At 35.9% G+C, this 13,030-nt stretch carries 10 protein-coding genes and 4 pseudogenes; all 14 read right to left on the bottom strand.

The genetic code is table 11. The annotated features are described in order from the left end of the window. Positions 1 to 11: 11 nt before the first annotated feature. Positions 12 to 1,940, bottom strand: a complete 1,929-nt coding sequence (locus AAGD79_RS04105; RefSeq protein WP_341811161.1) for a DUF4815 domain-containing protein — start codon at positions 1,938 to 1,940, stop codon at positions 12 to 14. Positions 1,941 to 1,946: 6 nt separating this feature from the next. Then, positions 1,947 to 2,195: pseudogene (locus AAGD79_RS04100) on the bottom strand (hypothetical protein); the annotation flags it as partial. A gap of 84 nt (positions 2,196 to 2,279) precedes the next feature. Continuing rightward, positions 2,280 to 3,518, bottom strand: coding sequence for a group II intron reverse transcriptase/maturase (gene ltrA / locus AAGD79_RS04095; protein WP_341811160.1), 1,239 nt, complete (start codon positions 3,516 to 3,518; stop codon positions 2,280 to 2,282). 521 nt (positions 3,519 to 4,039) lie between these two features. Continuing rightward, positions 4,040 to 4,513 (bottom strand): annotated as a pseudogene (locus tag AAGD79_RS04090) (hypothetical protein); the annotation flags it as partial. A gap of 90 nt (positions 4,514 to 4,603) precedes the next feature. Next, complete coding sequence (locus AAGD79_RS04085; protein WP_341811141.1) at positions 4,604 to 6,652, bottom strand: AAA family ATPase; 2,049 nt, start codon at positions 6,650 to 6,652, stop codon at positions 4,604 to 4,606. Positions 6,653 to 6,669: 17 nt separating this feature from the next. Next, positions 6,670 to 7,920 (bottom strand): AAA family ATPase, encoded by a 1,251-nt coding sequence (locus AAGD79_RS04080; RefSeq protein WP_341811142.1) that lies wholly within the window; start codon positions 7,918 to 7,920, stop codon positions 6,670 to 6,672. Next, positions 7,905 to 8,405, bottom strand: a complete 501-nt coding sequence (locus AAGD79_RS04075; RefSeq protein WP_265023922.1) for a hypothetical protein — start codon at positions 8,403 to 8,405, stop codon at positions 7,905 to 7,907. The genes AAGD79_RS04080 and AAGD79_RS04075 overlap by 16 nt, the downstream gene beginning before the upstream one ends. A gap of 37 nt (positions 8,406 to 8,442) precedes the next feature. After that, positions 8,443 to 9,048 (bottom strand): annotated as a pseudogene (locus AAGD79_RS04070) (AAA family ATPase); the annotation flags it as partial. Further along, positions 9,002 to 10,672: a recombinase family protein gene (locus AAGD79_RS04065; RefSeq protein WP_341811143.1), complete on the bottom strand. Its 1,671-nt coding sequence runs from the start codon at positions 10,670 to 10,672 to the stop codon at positions 9,002 to 9,004. The pseudogene AAGD79_RS04070 and the gene AAGD79_RS04065, both read right to left, overlap by 47 nt. Continuing rightward, positions 10,666 to 10,842 carry a hypothetical protein gene (locus AAGD79_RS04060; protein WP_182319925.1) on the bottom strand — a complete coding sequence of 59 codons (177 nt, stop codon included), beginning with the start codon at positions 10,840 to 10,842 and terminating at the stop codon, positions 10,666 to 10,668. Before AAGD79_RS04060 ends, AAGD79_RS04065 begins: the two co-directional genes overlap by 7 nt. Before the next feature lie 122 nt (positions 10,843 to 10,964). Next, complete coding sequence (locus AAGD79_RS04055; protein WP_341811145.1) at positions 10,965 to 11,147, bottom strand: hypothetical protein; 183 nt, start codon at positions 11,145 to 11,147, stop codon at positions 10,965 to 10,967. A gap of 18 nt (positions 11,148 to 11,165) precedes the next feature. Continuing rightward, positions 11,166 to 11,246, bottom strand: a pseudogene (locus AAGD79_RS04050) (hypothetical protein); the annotation flags it as partial. 122 nt (positions 11,247 to 11,368) lie between these two features. After that, positions 11,369 to 11,671 (bottom strand): transposase, encoded by a 303-nt coding sequence (locus tag AAGD79_RS04045; protein ID WP_081600753.1) that lies wholly within the window; start codon positions 11,669 to 11,671, stop codon positions 11,369 to 11,371. A gap of 162 nt (positions 11,672 to 11,833) precedes the next feature. Further along, positions 11,834 to 13,006: a porin gene (locus AAGD79_RS04040; protein WP_341811159.1), complete on the bottom strand. Its 1,173-nt coding sequence runs from the start codon at positions 13,004 to 13,006 to the stop codon at positions 11,834 to 11,836. Positions 13,007 to 13,030 lie beyond the last annotated feature (24 nt).

The raw sequence follows: 13,030 nt of genomic DNA, 5'->3' as shown, positions 1-13,030 counted from the left end.
TCAAATATTTTCTATGCTTGAGGTTGAATGCTTATGCCATCAAATTTTACTTCCTTAAGCTTTTCACCAGTTGCAAAACCTTCAATCTCAAAATTTTGAGTTGCTTCTCGCATAAATTCAGTTTCGTATGAGGTACTTGACAGCAGCTCTGTTGTTTCTTTAACATTAAACACTCTGGTTACTGGACTTTTCCAATTCGTGGTAACCTCCGTCCAGTGATCTATATTTTTATTTAGAGTAATTTGTGCCGGGACTGGATCAAAAGCTTGATATGGATTGATCTTTTCTCCTTTAATCTGTAAAAGCTGCTCCAGTACCGGTTCAAGTTCATATGGCAACAAATAAGTTTTTTCTCCTCCATCAATATCAGCAATCGTTACATCTATTGGTAAAATTAGTTCCTTATTTACTATTGCTGCAGACTGCAAAATTCCTTGATCGCGCATATCATCATCAAAGAATGAATCAACAAATACTCCTTTTTTGGTGGTAGGTTCTCTTGAATTTGCATCATTGCGTAGACGTTCCTCTGCAACCAGCGCATAAAGATCATTTATTCCTTTTTTCATTGCTTCAAGCTCATTCATCGGTACAGCATGAATAGCATTATTCACTATTTTTACCCCTTCGCCTTTTTTCCACGTCTGATGAATGTAGCAGAGCAAAAGTTGTCCACTAGGCGCTCTAGGCATTGATGGTCGCCAAGGGTGAGAAATTCCTTTTATTCTTCTTACCACTCCTTTGCTATCGATAGTAATTAAATCATAGCGGGGCATTTTCCAGGTGTAATCAATCAGAACCAAGCTGTTATCAACTGCTCCTTTTACTTTGCATCCCTGTTCACTTATATCTTCAGGGCTTACATGAGTACGACAGCGGTAGGTTATTTGATAACTACTTCCAGGAGCTGGTTCTTTACCTGGTAATGACCAATCAACATTTCCTGCATTTAACTTATAGTCTATACTATTTTCATAAATAACATTGCCTTGTTTAACTTGAATAATCTCAAGTACTGCAGAGTCAGGTATCGGATCAACAGCTCCTGAATATGAACCGTGAGTCACAGTAATGGTTTTTTGAATAGTGATATCTACTTTTTTAATTTCACTTATTGGAAAATCATTAACCTTCAGTTCCATTACTCTTTGGCTATTTGGCTGAAAAGTATGTGGTTCTGATTCAACTGATTTTATATCCGGATCTTCATCAAAAGAAACACGAATACTGTGAGGAAGTTCAATCTCATAGCCATCAACATGAGCTTTGCCCTCATTAATCACAAATATTTTTTTTCCTCCTTCTCCCTCTTCCTTTTGCAGGAACATTACTTCAAGACCATTTACGACGTAGGAACCATTTGCTTCTTTGTCATAACGAGCAAGAGCAGTAGTTACTATGTTTGCTTGTGGAGGTGGTGAATGTTCTATTAATACTCCATTTTCAATGTTATAGATTGGATAAAACTCTCCTTCAGAAAAACGTGGAGAAAGACCTTCTGCTTGATAACCCCAAATGGTGGAAACTTTAAGCCTTGCAGCTCCTACTTCCTGATAGTTTCTTGTACCAATAGCAGGATCACGAAGGTTTTCATCCTCAAGTTCTGTAATCGTAGATTCTACATAATAAACACCTATGCGAACTGTGGTACTCAGTGGAATAACAAATTCTTCTTTTTCAACTTTTCTAACTGCACCGCGCAGATAGATTTTTCCTCCCTCAAGTGTAGCTTTACCAGTTTTTGCATCTATAATACAATTGCTTCCCGTTATAACATCACCATCACGAAATATTGCATCACCTATGCCTTTAAGCTTAGAAAGAGCATACTCCTGAGTCTCATTTAATTCTGCAGACTGTAGACCTCTTCCTGCAAGGAACAAACTTTTTTCGTACTCTTTGTCAGGATTAAAGCGGTTATAATAGGCGTTTAAAGTCATTTTATTCTAAAAGGTTACAACAAATGAAAAAGTTTCCCGAGTTGCAGATGTTCTGATAAGTGGTACAGTGTGTTCTAAAACTAATAAGATCCCTGGGTCTTCTATATCTTGTGGTTCAAAATACCTCTGTCCTATAGGTAATTCTTCTTTTACTTTAGTACCAACCATAACCCCTAATTCCCGTATAACTTGATTTGCTGCGTTTGTGAAATCGAAAGTAAATTTGAGATAGAGATTATTAGTTGGTACATTTGAGGGGACAAGTAGACCGGTGGAACTTCCCCACCAGCCCCTCACAGAACTGTGCATGAACCTCTCGATTCACACAGCTCCCATTATTCAGTCCTTTGATTCCCATACTAGACTCCAGTGGTAGAAAGTATTCGGATTTTCTTTTCTCATTTTTCCTAGAAGTTCCCTCGCTAGTCTTTTTCCAATCTGATATTTCCTTTTTACCCACTTTTCTAGGTGCCTCTCTACATTATTAAGCAGTTTATACATCTCCGTTTGGTAAAACCTGCCATAATACTGACACCAGCCTCTGACTATTGGATTTACTTCCTTTGATATTTTCTCTAACTTTTTTCCTGTAAATTGGTGTATTTTCCACGACCTTATGGTTTGAGTGATCTTTTTCTTGGCCTCATTGCTAATCGCAGGTAGAAATCCAACGAAATATTTCCCTATTTTACTCTTTGCTTCTCTAGGTCTAAAAGTGTACCCTAGAAAATCAAAACTTTGTTTAGGAAATGCATTCTTACTGTTGCTATTCTTACAATATACTACCTGTGTCTTTTCAGAATGCAACCTCAGTTTAAACTCAGCCAATCTTTCTTCGATCATTACTTTCATAAATTCTGCCTGCCTGAGAGTTTTACAGTGTACTATCACATCATCTACATACCTCTCAAATGGTATTGTCGGGTACTTCTCTCTCATCCATTCATCAAATACATGATGCATAAATATGTTTGAGATCATCGGGCTTATTGAACCTCCCTGCGGAACTCCTTTATCCCTCACTACCCTACTACCGTCTGCTTGCTGAATTGGAGCTTTCATCCATCTTTCAGCATACATTATGATCCATTTGCAGTCTGTGTACTTTTTGATAGCTTGCAATGCCAACTCGTGGTCCAGATTGTCGAAAAATCCTGATATATCAAGATCTATCACCCAATTGTACCTCCAGCATCTTTTACGCGCTGTATCTACCGCATCCAATGCAGATTTATTTGATCTATAACCATATGAATCCTCATGGAATTTTGTTTCTACTAGCGGCTCCAGATACATAGCAGCAGCCGTTTGCCCTATCCTATCAAATACTGAAGGAACACCTAAAATTCTTTTTCCTCCTCCAGTACCTTTCGGTATTGCTACAGCTTTTACAGGCTCTGGAAAATAACTTCCAGATGACATCCGATTCCATAATTTGTAGAGATTATCTTTTAGATTTTCCTCAAACTTTGCTATCGAAACCTCATCCACACCAGCAGCTCCTTTATTCTTCGATACTTGTTTATAAGCTCTCCAAATAAGCTGCTTCGGTATGTTAAAAGACTTTGTTTTACTCATTAATTCCTCCCCTTTCGGTTGATAAATAATTAAAACTAAATAACCCAGCCCCTTCGCTCCATTTCCATTACAGAAACTTCTTCACTACTACGAGCTGATCCGCCCCTGTTCTTCGCATCGGTACTCTCATCCTTAGAGTTTAGCTCCTTGGACTTCTCCCTTATCATCGAAACGACAGGTTCCCGCAGTTCCACACAATAGCCTAAAATAGATTCACGCCACCTCTATGCCGGACGCCACCTATCCAGTAAACAAGTTCCTGATAGGTTTATCCCAAGAGATTGAGGAGCCCATGGTTTTGACGTCGTCTTTGGAATTTCGACACTTCATCAGTGGTTCATTTTCATTCGCCTCTCTATTTTACACATGATGCATAATTGCACCTTTTCCATAACGCTCACTACCATGGCTCTTTACCACAGCAGCTTATGGCTGTTTGAAGCCTGTTCTTGCAAACCGACTTCGAGGGGCCCACCCTCATCTATTGTGCAGCTTTGCACTTAGTTTGCTCATTTTTAAGCATTCTTTGTGTCCCTACGCCACACCCTAAACCTTCCAGATGGAGTTATAAGTTCACCGTTTTCATCACCTGTGCAGAATAGCACTTCGTCTGCAGTACGTCTGCCAAGTTCATTGAGCAGCTTTTCAGAAGTTATCAGCTCTGGTGGTGTGCTTTCACTATACTCTACAGTAACTTTATCACTTACTGGAATAGAGCTATTTTCCGTAAGTTTTATTACACCAGTACTGCCATTAACTGTATAGTCAATACTTGGCTGATAAGTTGTTTGCCCTGTAAAAACCTTCACATCTTTAATAGGTTGACGATCAAAAATAGGTTGATGATCAAATTTTATTTCACCCTTAACGAAAGTTTTTTCTACTTTGTGGCTACTTTCCCAACTTGAATCACCTGTTCCCCAAGCAAGATGTAGAGATTGCTCTTTTATGCTGGCTGCTATTGCTGCTCTTCCTGACTGTGTGAGTATTGACATTTTTAATTAAGCCCCCTATATTATATATGTACGGTGAGTTCAAAATTCGTCCGCAAAAATCAAAATATTTTTTTATATCAGAAAAATTTTTTAGGAGAATAGCTCAGCTCCACAGCTAAACTTTCCAACGCCGCGAGCAAATGGTCCGCTAGGAATGTCAAGCCATTTATCTTCTTTTGAACCAGTAGCCATTCCCTTAACCAGCTTCCGTGTTTGTAACAGCTCTTGAACTATACGCTCCATTCTATCTCTTCCTATACTGTGAAACTCCTCAGGTAGTCTATGCCGCTGTTTATACACTCCTGTACTTCCTGTATGGGTAAATGGATGTCCAGAAATTGCTGCTCGTGTAATTGCAGTTATAAGATGCTGCTTTGAATCTTTTTCGTTCATATTTTTTATTCTTAATCTTTCAGTTATGTCCTCTAACAATCCTGTTTCTTCATTTCTTAAATAAGTGCGTAAAGTGCGATCAGCCAAACCGTTTGCTTTAACAATTGCTCCATAAAATAATGCGTTCTGTCTTACAGATTCTCCTATTGATTTAAAAATTGTCGGTTTAGCTGTATCTTCCACAGACCAAAAAGCGTATGAACACCTAACACCATTAACAAGAGCAGATGTACCTCTAATGGCATCACGTGCTTGCTCAACAGTCGATATAGGTTTTTCACTTTTTGGCTTTCTCATATGATGAGCAGTAATTATTGATGCTCCAGTGCTACCTGCTAAATCAGATAATAAAGACATCAAATAATCGCCTACGGCTGGGTCAGTATTTAAATCAGCGTGCACAAATGATGCAAGTGGATCAAATACGATTAATTTTAAGTTTTTTATTTTATTAAGTTGTTTTGTTATCAATTCAAATTCAGGAGAAGTCTCTATAACTTTACCTGAAACACTCTTTATGATTGTAAGTGATCCACTAACATTTGGTAATGGTACAATAAAGAGCCTATCCTTATATTTTAATCTCTCGCATTGCGAATCAAGACGCTCTAAACGACGATGTATTTCACTCATATCATCTTCTGCAGAGAATATTACCACAGATCCATGCTCAGTAACAAGTGGGCCAAAACCACATGGCTGATCTTTTCTACTCGCAACTTTCAGTGCTAAATCAAGCAGAAGCATACCTTTACCAGTATCTCCCATTGCAGCTAGAATAGATGTCACTCCTAAAGGAAATAACCCTTCAACAAGAAACTTTTGCTCCGGTACTGGACCTATAAAACGTTCTACGCTCCATTCTTGAATATTAAGCAATTGCTTAACGATGATTTTTTTCGAGTTATTTTCAATGAATTCAGGAATATTCATCTTTTCTTCTATACCATCAGCTGAATCCCATCCCTTTGGTTTATTCTCCGGTATTTCAAGAAGAGTAAGTGATAAAACACCAAGAAAAGTAAGCTTTTTCACAACTTTCTCAGCATATTGTTTACCTGGTTCATCATTGTCTGGCCAAATAATAACATGCTTGCCCTTAAGTGGTGACCAGTCTGTTTTTTCTATTGGTGCATTTGCTCCTAACATTGCAGTTGTGGCAGTCATACCTTGCTCTATCAGAGCATCTGCACACTTTTCACCTTCAACTAAAATCACCTTATCAGATTTCACGATACCTGGAATATTATATAAAGGCCTGGTCTCTGGTAGAGTAAAACTAGACCTTTTTACATCAAAAGGAAGATATCTTTTTCCTGAATCAGTGTTATAACGATAAACTGTAACAATCACTTGATCACTTTCATCGTAATAGTTCCATGATGCCGTTGGTTGCCCCAGAGTGTTATTTTTTTCCGAATAACCAATCCACTTAGCAATATCTTCTATCGTATCAGTAAATTGATTTTTTCCAGTAACAGCAGCCCAAAGATCAAAAATATCTCCTCCTTCTTCGGTAGAAAAATCATGCCATAATCCGGCTTTACTGCCAGTTAACTCCACTATCATACTTTGTCCTTTATTGCCTTGTAGATCACCTACATAGAACTTATCACCACGAAAAGTTCCTCTTGGCAGTAAATAAGAAAGACATGACCTTATATTTGATAGGAGTTGAGTTCTTAATTGTTCTTTCTTCCCTAATAATTTATAATGTCCATTTCTTTGTGGACAATAAATATCCATACCTACCTGAAGAATTTTTATGTTCTAGCTATAACGTTAGCAGTTTTCCAACATCCATTAATCTTATTGATGAATTTTGTTGGTATAGATCTACCGTTTCTAAGTTCATATACTACTTGTAAGATATTTGTACGTTTATTGGGTTGAAATATTACTATTCCAGATGTATAAAAACTTCTTAAAGCGTTAGCACCAACGAGAGCTTGAAATGGGTTCTTTTCCAATGTAGAAATAGATACTTTTTTGGTGTGATTTGTGATGATTATTCCAGCCATAGGGTTAATCTTGGAGCGTAGTTTTTCTATTGCATGCTGCAGACCATAGTTAACGGAATTATAAGGAGAATCAATCACAACTAAGTCAAATTTTTCAGCTATCATATCTTTTATTTTTTCTATACCTTCTTCATTTAAGGTCAAATTCATCTTGTTCGTAACAACTAAGTTTTCTGTTGCTAAATGAGGAAGTTTGTTGAGTTGTTGTATACGTTCTCTAATGTAATCATATTCCATTTCGTTTTGTAGATAGAATATTTTTAGCGGCCTTGTAGGCTTCATGCCAAGAAATGATCTTCCTGCTGCCAGATGTACTAATAGAGAAAGAAGAAAATGACTTTTGCCAATCTTTGGAGTACCACCTATGACCAAAAGACCACCTGGTGTCAAAATTCTTGGGCCTATTATATCTTGTGGCATTGGTGATTTGTCATTTAAGTAATGGTGTACAGAAAATGCTTTTCCTTCGTTTTGTTTTTCTTGTAATGCGGAACTTCTTTCATCTTTACCGTTCAACCATGTCTCAACAGAATCTATATTACCTTTAACTAAAGTCCAAAGGTCTATTATATTTCCTTTCTTTTCTTCGATCAGGTTGTACCAATTTCCTGCATTTTCTCCTTCCATTTCAACTATTATCTTATTTCCATTTCTACTTCCAATATAGAATTTATCTTGGTAAGATTTGCCTTCAGGTAACAAATAAGATAAACAATCTTTGATGTTATTAATTAATAATGATTTTATTTTCAAAGCATTTTTAGATGAAAAATCCATAAAATTCTCCTTGTTTATTCCAAATTTGTTCAACATATTTTTTAGACGTTTAAAGTCAAGATTAGCCAGCTCACAAACAGTTTCAAAAGATCGTGAGCGAATCCATTGACAAGCCTCTTTTTTAAGTTTAGGGTTTTTTCCTGCTGCATCCTGAATAGCTCTAGTAATAACAGCAGCCCACAACTTTCCTTCGTCATACTTCAAAATGGCAACCAATCATCTTGAAAACTTTTTTGTAATTCTGGAGTAATAACTGTAGTAATCCTATTCCTATCTCCGTACGTATTATTAGTTTCAACGCCTACTTTTGCTGTAAACTCTAAATCGTTGAAATCAGCTATAGAGTTGATTCTTCTAGCAGTAACTGCTTTCTCTGAAGTGTCATTTGCATGAATATTTCTGGATGATTCCAAAATACTACGCAGCATAGAACGTCCAGATTCTCCCCAGATGTCTTCTTCACCTTCTGCTTTGCCATTTTTGATACCTATAATCTGAAAAATCTTGCGTTTTGCATATGGGCCTTCAGTGACGGTAAATTCTGCATTTAAATAGATACTGCCAGTAGTGTAGTTTTTAGTGAACCAATTTTCATAACCTCCAGGCTTTATTGCCATTTTTACCTTGACTATTGTACCTTTCGGTATTAAACTGCTTTGCAGTTTTGCATTATTAAAATCAGTTAAAAAATCTTGTAGCATACGCTCTCCTATAAGTTGACTTTAAAGTGAAAGTTAGCTATTCCATTAGCTGCCAATGACTATTTATCTTATCGACAAGTTTGTTTGGCACGCGTTCACCATTGCGAAGCTCAAATACTATCTGGCGTGCACTGCTTTCTTCATCATGAGCAAACATCACCATACCAGTACTGTAAAATCCACGTAAAGATCCAGCACCACTTAGGCCTTGAAATGGATCTTCTTCGAGCATCTTTTTCGATAATTTTTTTGTATGATGAGTGAGTACAATACAAGCATCTGGATTGACAGCACTGCGTAGCTTCTCAAGAGTCTTTTGCAGAAAGAACAGCATAGCACTATTATCATTTTCATTCCCATATTCACTGCTAAAGATGTTACGTAATGGATCTATGGCTAAAACATCAGGTTTAAAGCGTTCATTTACAATCTCCTTAATTTCACTTATTTCATCATGATTAAATGATAAGTGCACTTTTGGCGTAATGATTAAGTTGTTAGCAGCTACATTCAAAAGTTCATTATCAAGTTGTTGCAAACGTTCTTTCATATATTCATATTCAATTTCAGTTTGCATGTAGAAAATTTTTAAAGGTCTATTTGAAGCCATACCAAGAAAAGAAACACCTACCCCTACAACAACATTGCAAGCATTGATTTTTCTCCATATGAAAAGAGTCTGGAAGCTCTTTTACTCTAAACACAATGTTTACATCCTCAAAATTAATCTCAATTCGCTTAACTAACGTTCTAATAATATCACGTTTAGTTAGCCAGTCTGCATTATTAAGACTTGAGTTAATACTAGAGGAAAACCCCTCTAAATTTGTTACTACTAGAGTTAACTCTTGTGTGAGTTTTTTCTGATCAAATATCTTTTTCTTTTGTTCTTCAACCATTTTTAAGTTTTGTTTCATTGCTTTAATTCTTGGCTCAAATTCTTCTTGATCAATATATTCTTGAGCATAACTATCAATTAACCTTGCAATACCTCGTTTTAACTTATCTTCTTGTATTTCAAGCAAAGCACTTTTTTGATCTAGTGGTGATTTTTTAAGTTCTGAAAGTCTACGTTTATACTCCTCTAATATTCTATTTGGATTTTTTAATAGATGTTTTACCTCTTCCCACACAGCCATGTCTAATGTATCTGTACGAATTAATTTGTTGTTACACATTTTATTACCGCCAAAACGGTATGAATCCGTGCCAACACAACGATAATATACCTGATTATTAGTTTTTTCCCCCTCCTTATTCCTTGCAGTGCTAGTACCATAATATGCATAATTGCAAAGCTTACATACTACTAAACCTTGCAATAAATGTCTTGCTCCTCTTTGTCTTGTTCTTGCTATTTTTCTATTCTCAGCTAATTGTTCTTGAACGATTTCAAATAAATCTTCGCTTACTATACTAGGTACTTTAATATAAATCCAATCCTCTTTTGGAACAGGATAAGTAGAATAATTATCTTTTGGATGCTCGCAGGAGTTTTTTTTCGGTCTTATATGTTTTAGTTTGACACCAAACCTTGTTTTACCAAAAGCTGCTTGTCCTTTATAAGCAGAGTTTTTTAACATACTCAAAACTACAGCCCTATCCCAATACTCTTTTCCAGTTCTCGTCATAATGGACATAGCACTTAGCCTACGACATACTTCTCCTATACTGGCTCTTTCTCTTCCTACCCAAGAAAATACTTTACGAACAACTTCAGCTTCTTCTTCATAAATCTCAAATAAGGCCTGTCCTGTTTCTGTATTTTTGTTTATATAACGATAGCCATAAGGAGCAGCACTCATTACACTTATACAACCCTTATTTGCTGCATAAATCTTTCCTCGACGACTTCGTTCCATGATTTTTGCACGTTCGTATTCTGCTATCATACCTTGCATTTGTAATAGTAATTGAGATTCTGGATTATCGCTAATTTGATGATTTAAAAAAATGACTTCCACTCCTAATTTCTTAAACTCTTCAAGTAATATCATCTGATATGCATACTTACGAGATAAACGATCAGGAGAATGAATATAAACCTTATCAATGTTACCTTCTGCTATTTTATCACGTAATTTTTCCAAACCAGGACGGATTATGTTAGAACCACTATAACCATTATCAATAAATTTATATTCATTTAATAATTTATGTCCATCCATACTAATTTGATTCTCTATAGTAGCAATTTGGCTTGCTATTGTATCTTCTTGTGCTTGCTTCCCTGAAGAAACTCTTGCATATAAACTAACTGTTACCATTTTACCGTCCTCAAATCTACTTTCTTATATTCAGAGTTTTCTTCCTTTTTGCTCGCTTTTATTGGTTTACTTAACACTAATTTTTCATATGCATCTAATAGATACAACTCTGCTAATCGATTTACTTCATAACTACAACTAATACGAACTATTAATTTCTTGTTGCCCATGAGCTCTACCATATATTATCCATCGAGACATATGGTTATTTGATCATTAGCTCTATAAATAAATTCAACTCTCCGTTCTTTTTGTAGAAGCTTTCGGGAAATAGTCTTCTCAAGTTTCAGGTTTATTGCAATATTGTTGGCGGAGTCCCTCCTTGGTTTTGATGTAAGTAATCCCATACTTTATTTGGTTGATCAACAATAAAGTTTTGATCTAGTATATTGGGAGCTACAGCTCTATTATCTGTTTGTTGTTTTTTAATTTTAAACTTTCTTCTCAGTATAGCCCTGATGTCATTTTTCTGCATAATACTTTGCACCGTTTTCAAATTGCAACTTTTACCCAAAGCCTTCAATTCAGCATGAATTTTAGGAGCTCCATATCTACATTTAGAAACTTGATATATTTTTTGAATAGCTGCGAGTAGCTCTTTATTTGCTGATTCTCTACTGCTTATTTTTCTTGTGGTCCACTTATAGTAGCCACTAGCAGAAAATCCTACATAATTCCTGTACTTTATAGCAGTTACTATATAAAAAAATATTTTACTCTTTTTGACTGGCCAGGGCTTTTTTTTAAATGTCTCTTTCCCTTGTTACTCTTGCTTTGTAAATCAAACCTCTCTTTGTCGTAAGGAGCCATGTTACCTCTACCTGGAAATGCATCTGCTGCCGACTTTTTTTCGTTGTGTTTCTTTATCCATTTTCCTAATAAACCACCCTTTATTCCTAAATCTCTTGCTATTTTTGTAATTGTTTGACCTGCCTTTCTTTGTTCATTTGCCAGTTTAACAGCTTCCAATTTGAATTCTGCTGTATATTCTCTTACCATTTCTAATCCTCCAAAATTTTATTTTACCCGAAAAAACTCCTTTCTTTCTCTCCACTTTTTCTGGATAAGGTCAGTTTACTGGCCTCTCCATGAGTGAGATTGAAAAATTAAGTGTGAACGGTTACCTTGGATGACAGAAAAGAGTGTTGGAAGGAGGCAATATTAAAAACTTAATTTCAGTCCAGCCAAGAACACATAACCAGAGTTGTTATTTTCTATTTTAGGCTCTTTTGTACTAAACTTTACAATATCGAAATAGTATGAAGTACCTAAAAAAAGAGAATTTTCAAGACTTAAAGCATATGATGTTAACTCGTTTGTACCTTCGCCTGCAATATCCCTACCACTACTAAAATATGTTAAGCTCGATTTGTAAGAATCAGAACGGTAAGCGATACCTGCATTCATATAATACGTATTATTTGTTTCAGGATTACGCTTCTCACCAGATTTACCACCATTACCATACGAAAAAATGCAATCAAGATCGAACAATTTTAGCTTCAAACCAAAATTCCAGTGTAGTAATTGATTGCGGCATTCATAATTTTTAGAAGTCCCATCTGAGCAATCAGTTAAATTTTCTCTTGCAAATTCACCAGTTAAGGCAGTAGTAAAACCTATATCATCTGACAAGCTGTTTTTATAGGAAAGGCCAGCAGCAATTAAATTGCTGTACTGTAAGTTATTTTTTCCTGGAACATAACTGAATCCGAGTTGAAAGTTATAGATTTCAGGGGAGATGTAGTTAATTGATGATTGTTTTAGCCCTAGTCCGAGTTCATTATAATCGCTATAAATATTGGGCTTGACCCAGAACACCTTGTCTTGATCATATCCAGGGTCACCATCCTTTTTATGATCACCGCGCAAATTTGCATAGTTTGTCCAATGACCATTTACTCCTCCAGCAGCTGCATAAATTTTTGAAGTGTTAATTAACATGCTCTGACCAACTAAACTTCTTTTACCATATTCAATTGATCCAAGTTCCTGGTTTTTTATGATAAAATACCATTCCTCCATGTCTAACTTTTCTATGTCTAACGCTTTTAGGTTTGCAATACCAGAAACCCCTGCCTTAACATTAACCCCCATTTGAGTATTTGGATAAACTTGCTGTAAATAAAGAAAGCGCAAGTATGAATAACTTGAAGTTTTATCCTTAGGCTTAGCATTGAAAGAATCTCTGTTGAAGGCGTAGCCGAATCTCAAATCTATTTTTCCGTCTAGTTCTGCATAAAATATTTCCTTATCCAAAATTGTTTTAGAGCTAGCACTATTCTGCAAAAACAATGATGAAAGCAGTGCTACCAGGTAGTACTTTAACTTCATAAATAAACTTAAATCTTTATAAAA

The sequence above is a fragment of the Wolbachia endosymbiont (group A) of Oxytorus armatus genome (assembly GCF_964027005.1).
Classification (GTDB): Bacteria; Pseudomonadota; Alphaproteobacteria; order Rickettsiales; family Anaplasmataceae; genus Wolbachia; species Wolbachia pipientis.
Note: the sequence above shows the minus strand (reverse complement) of the source record. Positions and strands in the feature narration are given on the sequence as shown.

Bases quoted from the DNA above. Each gene is read 5' to 3' on its own strand.
- AAGD79_RS04105 (WP_341811161.1), bottom strand. From the start codon at position 1,940: ATGACTTTAAACGCCTATTATAACCGCTTTAATCCTGACAAAGAGTAC.
- ltrA (WP_341811160.1), bottom strand. From the start codon at position 3,518: ATGAGTAAAACAAAGTCTTTTAACATACCGAAGCAGCTTATTTGGAGA.
- AAGD79_RS04085 (WP_341811141.1), bottom strand. From the start codon at position 6,652: ATGGATATTTATTGTCCACAAAGAAATGGACATTATAAATTATTAGGG.
- AAGD79_RS04075 (WP_265023922.1), bottom strand. From the start codon at position 8,405: ATGCTACAAGATTTTTTAACTGATTTTAATAATGCAAAACTGCAAAGC.
- AAGD79_RS04065 (WP_341811143.1), bottom strand. From the start codon at position 10,672: ATGGTAACAGTTAGTTTATATGCAAGAGTTTCTTCAGGGAAGCAAGCA.
- AAGD79_RS04060 (WP_182319925.1), bottom strand. From the start codon at position 10,842: ATGGGCAACAAGAAATTAATAGTTCGTATTAGTTGTAGTTATGAAGTA.
- AAGD79_RS04055 (WP_341811145.1), bottom strand. From the start codon at position 11,147: ATGCAGAAAAATGACATCAGGGCTATACTGAGAAGAAAGTTTAAAATT.
- AAGD79_RS04045 (WP_081600753.1), bottom strand. From the start codon at position 11,671: ATGGTAAGAGAATATACAGCAGAATTCAAATTGGAAGCTGTTAAACTG.
- AAGD79_RS04040 (WP_341811159.1), bottom strand. From the start codon at position 13,006: ATGAAGTTAAAGTACTACCTGGTAGCACTGCTTTCATCATTGTTTTTG.